Here is a 7,127-nt window from a genome sequence, read left to right as displayed (position 1 = left end):
AAAAAGTTATTTGCGCATTGCTAGGGAAACAGCCTATGAAAACGCTTGATTTGCATAGGCCTAGTTCAGTGCGCCTATTTTTTAGTGGTAGAGTAACAATAAATTCATTTTTTATCTTGACTCTTTACCACTATGCTAATTGTTTTAGATCTCTTATTTTCCCTATCTCAATAATAGAGCTATCCAATGTTCATTATGACAAACCTTATGTTTGACTTTACACTTTATAGTAGACTCTAGGTCAAGTACTTATTCTTAAATTGTTAGTAAACAACTACACTATTTGATTCCCATCTGGAAGATGATAAAAAAATCGTTTGGCCTTGTGCGCTTGCTTTTACTGTATAGTAAAAAAATAACGCCCCAAAAATTGGGCGTTATTTTCAAAAAGCTCCGGCAGTAGGACTCGAACCTACGACATCATGATTAACAGTCATGCGCTTCTACCAACTGAGCTATGCCGGAATAATAAAATATTTCCTTTTGCAAAAGCAAAAACCAGAAGAGCGCAGTTCTATATAAATGTAGATGAACCATTCCTGCGCCCGATCTCTAGTTTCATTTACAACCAACAGATAAAATCATTTAAACTTTACGAGAGATGCTTTTAACTTTCTTATAGGCATCTAAATAAATTTCCTCATTATCACCATCATATGTAGATTCATAATACATATCATCTGATAAAGTCGTACTCAATAAAGCTTTATTATTTTGCAATGTTTTAGAAGACCACACTGTATAAATCCGAAACTCTGGTAATTCTTCATTTTCATCTGAATTTTCAACGATATAATCGTGAATAATTCCCTTACTTGTTTTCAAAAAATCTTTTGTTCGCATTCTTTTTCCTTCCCTTCATTTATAATCAACTCTGACAGTAGAACTCGAGCCTATGATATTATAGTCAGAAACATAAGCTACTACCAATTAAGTCATGCTGGAAAGTTTACATAAACAATATAACAAATTATTTTTTTATCAGCAAGTTATAGCTTTTCATTTGAGCGAAGAATTAGTAAAATGGAGAAGAACCCTCAGCGACCCATAATACTAGATTTAATGCCATACTTTTTTTTATTATAAAAAATTGTAACATGCCTTTATCCTAGTTTACTAACAAGGGATTATAAAAAGGAGCAGACAATGATTACAGTAAGAACAATTGAACCTTCCGATTATCAAACCGTAGAAAAACTCATTTACAAAGCATTCATAAATACTGAAGAAGGATATGGAAATGAAGCCGAACTTGTCGCCAAGTTACGGAAAGATCCGACTTATCAAAACGATTTTGAAGGTGTCGCATTAAAAAATGATCGCATTGTTGGACATGGCCTTTTAAGTGAAGTCTATGTTTATAAAGAAGATGAAAAAGTAAGTACAGGTCTATGTTTAGCCCCCTTAGCTGTATTACCCAAAGAACAAAAGCAAGGAATCGGTGCTAAACTTTTGTCTGAACTCGAGTCACGGGCCAAAAATGAAGGCTATCCGTTCATCAGTATCTTAGGACATCCTGGTTATTATGCAAAATTAGGTTATCAATTAGCCAGTCATTACGACATCTACGCTCCATTTCCAGCTCCTGATAACGTCTACTTTATTAAAGAACTTAAAACAGACAGTTTAGCAAATGTCCAAGGTACTATTTCTTATTTAAATGCATTTAATGATTAAAATGGAGGTGGTCCAAAGTGGCAATTAAACTTATACCTGCATACGAATATCCTTATGAAATAAAGAAATTATTTAGCGAATATACCCATACATTGGTAGCACAAAACAAAGAAATAAAAGAGTATCTAATCATGCAAAATTACAAAAAAGAATTAGACAATTTGGAAGAAAAGTATGGCTTACCGCAAGGACGTTTATATTTAGCTTATTATGATAGCCAATTAGCTGGTTGTATCGGTTTAAAAAAACTGGATAACCTAAATTGTGAAATGAAACGTTTATATGTACGTCCTGCTTTTAGAAGACAACGTGTGGGGGCACATTTGATTGAGAAAATCATTGAAGACGCACGCCAAATTGGCTATCAACACATGCTTCTAGATACCTTACCTTCTTTAAAAGCAGCCATTATCAATTATAAACAACATGGTTTTTATGAAATAGAAAGTTATAATAATAATCCAATCGCAAATTCTATTTATATGCAGCTTGACTTATAAAAAAGTAGCTAGACAATTTATCTTGCCTAGCTGCTTTTTTTGTAAATTTTATAGTGCGCTCCTAATATTCTACTATTGAATAATGATACGCTAAAGGGGTCTTCAATTTTTCTTAATGAATAAAGGAATTGAACAACGTTATTTAAAATAAAGAACAAAAAGATGAAACTTCAAAAGCAAAAATGGATGAACCCTTAGTTCTTCCATTTCTGATTCCTACTTAGGAATTTTCATACATATAGCTTCTCGTCATTGGTAAATCATATCCACTCGTACCATTAACCAATAAATATTGCATTACATCAATATTTCCTGCTTCAAATGAAGCAGCACAGGCTTGTAAGTAAAGAGCCCACATGCGTGAAAATGGTTCGCCATAACGCTCAACAACTGTATCCAAATGTTGAGCATAGTTTTGATACCAAGTTTCAAGCGTTTTTTGATAATGACGTCTTAATGGCTCAAGGTCAGTCAATTGCAAACCTGCATTCATAATGTTCGTTAAGTTTTCCGCTACGTTTGGAATATATCCACCTGAGAAAATATACTTAGCAAGAAATGGGTCCGTACCTACACCTTCATGTTGTCCAGTGATCCCATGAATTAATGCACGACCATTAGGTACAAGCAATTTTTGCACTTGTTCGAAATATTTCGGAAGATTTTCTTTTCCTACGTGTTCAAACATCCCGATAGATGTTGCATAATCAAATTTTTCTTCAACTTCACGGTAGTCCTCTAAATAAACGTCAACTTGGCCTTCTAACCCTCTTGTTTTGATCTCTTCTTTTACTTGATCGTATTGCTCTTGGCTTAGCGTGATTCCAGTAGCTTTAAGATTAAATTCTTCAGCTGCCATAAAAAGTAAAGAACCCCAGCCACAGCCGATATCAACCAATGTTTTATTAGGTTCTGGATTTAATTTGGTTAAAACATGACGTACTTTGTTTTCTTGTGCTTGTTCAAGCGTATCATCTTCATGTCTAAAATAAGCGCAAGAATAAGTCATCGTTTTATCTAACCATAAGCGGTAAAAGTCATTGCCAATGTCATAGTGGCTTTGTACATCTTCTTTCGAATTCTTTTCGGAATGAGAAATCTTAGGAAGATATTTCAAAAATCCGCTATTATCAGTAACAAAACTATTTACACTACGATACGCTGAAGCAACCAATTCTTGTAGGTCCCCGTTTACTTCGATATCACCATTCATATAGGCCTCGCCTAAAGTTAAGGTAGGAAGCGAAGTCAAATCCTTAAGAGGGATTGCTTTTCTTATCTCAATCTCAGCTTGTGGCGTACCCTCGCCATAAACCTCGCTAGTCCCATCCCAATAATCTACTTTTACCGGGATATCAAAAGCATGACCCAAAAGTTTATCATATGTTTTCTTTTCTAACATTCAAAACACTCCACCTTTATAATGATCTATCATCGTCAAATATACTTTGTTACAGTCTGTACTTACTACAAGTACAATAAGACACAACAAAATATATTTGAAACCAATAAAACTAATATAACACTATGGGCTAATCTAGTAAATAAAAAAGCATTAGCTAAAAATGCTTTTGTACAAAATTACCGTATATTCTATGAAACATACAATCGTTCTTTTTGACAATAAACATGACTTAACTTATATTCAGGAAGTGTATAAGTCAATAACCTTTCCTACTAAAAGGGGTGTAATAATGGATACAAAACAAAAACAATTTCGTTTTCTTAATTGGGTTGAACGAGCAGGTAATCGCTTACCAGATCCTTCTTTTTTATTTATCTCTTTAACGTTTCTAACAATCCTTGCTTCAGCCATCGCTGCTTATTTTAATCTGACAGTAACCTATGAAGGATTCAATGAAGAAACTGAAACAATCGAAACAATCACAACTTCAGTCAATAATTTACTTTCACTTGATGGTTTCCATTACATGGTCACCCATATTATCGATAATTTCACGGGATTTTTTCCTCTAGGAACAGTTTTTACCGTAATTATTGGAGTGAGTATCACTGAAGGTACGGGGATGCTTTCAGTATTGTTAAGACAAATTGTCTCTAAAACACCGAAAGCTCTTATCTCAGGAATGGTCGTATTTTTGGGGATACTCTCAAATGTTGCCTCTTCTACAGGTTACATTGTCTTGCTTCCTCTTGGCGCCATTATCTTTTTAGTAAGCAAGCGACACCCTGTAGCCGGCTTAGCTGCTGCTTATGCCGGAGTATCTGGAGGATGGACAGCAAACTTACTCATTGGTTCAAATGATCCATTATATGCTGGCATTTCCACTCAAGCAGCCAATATTTTAGATCCTAATTATATTGTTCAGCCTACGGGCAATTGGTTTTTTATGATTGTATCTACAGTTATGGTTACTTTGATTGGCACCTACATCACAGATAATATTGTGGAACCAAAGTTAACCACTTATTCGTTTTCTTCCACAGATACGATTGAAACGATCACGGATAATGAAAAAAAGGGATTAAGATGGGCTGGCTTTACGTTCTTCATTTATATTCTTTTAATAGGAATAATGACTGTTCCAGAAAATGGAATACTTAGAGATCCAGAAACGGGGAGCTTAATAGAGTCTCCTTTTATGACAGGAATCATTGTATTTATTATGTTGATGTTCTTATTACCTGGAATTGCTTATGGGGTGGGTGAAGGATCCATTACAAATACTCATGACATTACAAAACTCATGTCTGATGGAATTTCTGGCATATCAAACTTCTTAGTTTTAATTTTTTGGGCTGCTCAATTTACTGCCTTTTTTGAATATTCGAACTTAGGAACGATTATTTCAGTTAATGGAGCTCAATTGTTAACAAATATTGGATTCACCGGCTTGCCTTTATTACTTTTATTTATTATCGTTGCTGCGCTTACCAACATTATTATGCCAGTTGATACAGCCAAATGGGCTATGATGGCGCCTATATTTATTCCGATGTTTTTACAAGTAGGCCTTTCGCCAGAATCGACACAAATTGCTTATCGAGTCGGTGATTCGGTCACTAATGTTATCACGCCATTAATGCCTTTTTTCCCTATGATTATTGCTTACTTTCAAAAATATGATAAAAAAGCTGGGATTGGTTCGGTTATTTCAACCATGCTTCCCTATTCTGTAGCTTTTCTTATCGGATGGATTATACTACTTAGCGCTTGGTATTTACTTGGTCTTCCTTTAGGTCCTGGCGCACCAGTAACAACATAAAAAAAGACGGATTTTTCCGTCTTTTTTTATTTTCTTCTAAACTTAGATTTATTGCTTTTCATAGAACAATACTTTTGCTTTTCTTTGTGCTATCTCTTCTCATAGAGCATTAATTAACCAAACTTTTGGTTTATTTTACATAAAATAATAATTTTCAAAAAAAGACCGCCTTTCAAAAAGAAAAGCGATCTAATAAAATTACGTTTCTACACTTTCAGTAAATTGAGCATTCTTATGATTTAACGCAAGCGTTAATACCAATGTAATTGCGGCAAGAACAGCACCACCTGGGCCAAGAGCTTGCATACCAACATTTTGTGCGATTTGGCTTCCGACCGCAGAACCTATAGCAATACCGATATTAGAAAAAATCGAGTTAAAAGACGAAGCGAGTACCATAGATTGAGGGTAGCTATTTTCGGCAATACCTATCATATGCAATTGAATCGGCGAATTGAGTAGATACATCGTCAAACCAATGAGCATTAGATCAAGAAATCCTACCCAACTAATACTTAAAAAGACAGGTAACAGACCTAATAAGAAAATTTCAGCAATATAAATTTTTGGCATAGTCAAAAGACCGCGTCTTTCCGCAATCTTACCACTCAATTGGTTACTTATAAGGGACATAAAACCGTAAGCTGTAAAGGCTAAGGTCACTAACGAAGGCGCAATTCCTAATTCTGTCGAAAAAATAGGACGCAGGTAGGTGTACACAGCATAAATACCGGCAATGCTGAACATGGTAACGAAAGCACTTAATTGTATTCGTGGATCTTTAAAAATAGCTAACTGGTCAGAAAAACGTGTAGCTCCTGAAGATTTTTGCCGAAGATCATCAGGTAAACTTATCTTAAGGAAAAACAACAAGATAAAGCTAAGTCCAGCAATGAGGTAAAAAGCAGAACGCCAACCAAATTGTGTGCTTAAAAATGTCCCTAATGGAACCCCAAAAACAGAAGCGATACTAAAACCTGAAAATATCCAAGCGATCAACCAAGCGCGCCTTTCCATCGGAGCTAAATAAGTCGCAAAAGCCATGATCACGGAGATGCCTGAACCAGAAACAACAGCTACAACAACGCGGGAAAGTGTTAAAACAGCATACGTTGGTGCCATAGCAGTGACAAAGTTTCCGATAGTAAATATACTCATCAGGAATAATAAAACATTAAGCAAACGTTTTCTCCCAATTAAAGTAGTCACAAAAGGCGTGCTAATAGCATAAGCTAATGCGAAAATGGTGACCAAGTAACCCGCTGTAGAAACATCTACAGGAAAAGAAGCAGCGATATCATCTAAGATACCTACGATAATAAATTCACTAAATCCTAAAAGAAATGACGTTAAAATCAAAATAAAACCTGAATGATTTCTAAATTTTGCCAAGGGCCGTTTAACCCTTGGCATGACCTTTTTTCTAAAAAACTGTTTCCACACCTTCTAGGTGTACAAAAAGAACGCACTCTATGTTATTGTAAAGTCGATAAAAACAACAATAAACACAAAAGGAGTGCGTTCTTATGTCTTTCACTTTACAACAAAAATCGCTCACATTCAATGCCCAAAAAGAAATCACGGTCGCCAACGATGGCGGAAGCTTAACCAATGATGCGGGGCTTATCTTGGTCGCTGAATTTTTAAAACAAATTCATTTTGACTCATTGTTAGCCCAATATGTTCATATCCCGGATCCTCGTTGTTTCGTTCAACATGAATG

Annotated in this window: 6 protein-coding genes, 1 tRNA gene and 1 pseudogene; 4 read left to right on the top strand and 4 right to left on the bottom strand. The window is 35.2% G+C overall.

The annotated features are described in order from the left end of the window. Positions 1-391: 391 nt before the first annotated feature. Positions 392-465 (bottom strand) — tRNA-Asn (locus tag G577_RS0109545). Positions 466-585: 120 nt separating this feature from the next. Continuing rightward, entirely contained in the window at positions 586-843 is a 258-nt protein-coding gene (locus tag G577_RS0109540; RefSeq protein ID WP_028790999.1) for a DUF6275 family protein, read from the bottom strand. A gap of 303 nt (positions 844-1,146) precedes the next feature. Here G577_RS0109540 and G577_RS0109535 point away from each other — a divergent pair, with 303 nt between their 5' ends. After that, a complete protein-coding gene (locus G577_RS0109535; RefSeq protein WP_155988505.1) occupies positions 1,147-1,677 on the top strand; it encodes a GNAT family N-acetyltransferase in 531 nt (176 codons plus the stop codon). A gap of 17 nt (positions 1,678-1,694) precedes the next feature. Continuing rightward, positions 1,695-2,177, top strand: a complete 483-nt coding sequence (locus tag G577_RS0109530; RefSeq protein WP_028790997.1) for a GNAT family N-acetyltransferase — start codon at positions 1,695-1,697, stop codon at positions 2,175-2,177. 220 nt (positions 2,178-2,397) lie between these two features. On the opposite strand, the gene G577_RS0109525 is transcribed toward G577_RS0109530, so the two are convergent. Further along, complete coding sequence (locus G577_RS0109525) at positions 2,398-3,579, bottom strand: SAM-dependent methyltransferase (RefSeq protein WP_028790996.1); 1,182 nt, start codon at positions 3,577-3,579, stop codon at positions 2,398-2,400. Positions 3,580-3,871: 292 nt separating this feature from the next. Here G577_RS0109525 and G577_RS0109520 point away from each other — a divergent pair, with 292 nt between their 5' ends. Further along, the gene (locus tag G577_RS0109520; RefSeq protein ID WP_028790995.1) at positions 3,872-5,404 is read left to right on the top strand and encodes an AbgT family transporter; all 1,533 of its coding nucleotides are present in this window, start codon (positions 3,872-3,874) and stop codon (positions 5,402-5,404) included. Positions 5,405-5,602: 198 nt separating this feature from the next. On the opposite strand, the gene G577_RS0109515 is transcribed toward G577_RS0109520, so the two are convergent. Continuing rightward, positions 5,603-6,796 (bottom strand): MFS transporter, encoded by a 1,194-nt coding sequence (locus G577_RS0109515; protein WP_028790994.1) that lies wholly within the window; start codon positions 6,794-6,796, stop codon positions 5,603-5,605. Between the two features lie 134 nt (positions 6,797-6,930). On the opposite strand from G577_RS0109515, the pseudogene G577_RS11450 reads away from it, so the two are divergent. Next, a pseudogene (locus G577_RS11450) lies at positions 6,931-7,127 on the top strand (IS1380 family transposase); the annotation flags it as partial.

Source organism: Tetragenococcus muriaticus DSM 15685 (assembly GCF_000423785.1).
Classification (GTDB): domain Bacteria; phylum Bacillota; class Bacilli; order Lactobacillales; family Enterococcaceae; genus Tetragenococcus; species Tetragenococcus muriaticus.
The sequence above is the reverse complement of the archived record's forward strand: the minus strand, read 5'-3'. Positions and strand labels throughout refer to the sequence as shown.

Coding starts and splice junctions, on each gene's coding strand:
- G577_RS0109540 (WP_028790999.1), bottom strand. CDS start 843: ATGCGAACAAAAGATTTTTTGAAAACAAGTAAGGGAATTATTCACGAT.
- G577_RS0109535 (WP_155988505.1), top strand. CDS start 1,147: ATGATTACAGTAAGAACAATTGAACCTTCCGATTATCAAACCGTAGAA.
- G577_RS0109525 (WP_028790996.1), bottom strand. CDS start 3,579: ATGTTAGAAAAGAAAACATATGATAAACTTTTGGGTCATGCTTTTGAT.
- G577_RS0109520 (WP_028790995.1), top strand. CDS start 3,872: ATGGATACAAAACAAAAACAATTTCGTTTTCTTAATTGGGTTGAACGA.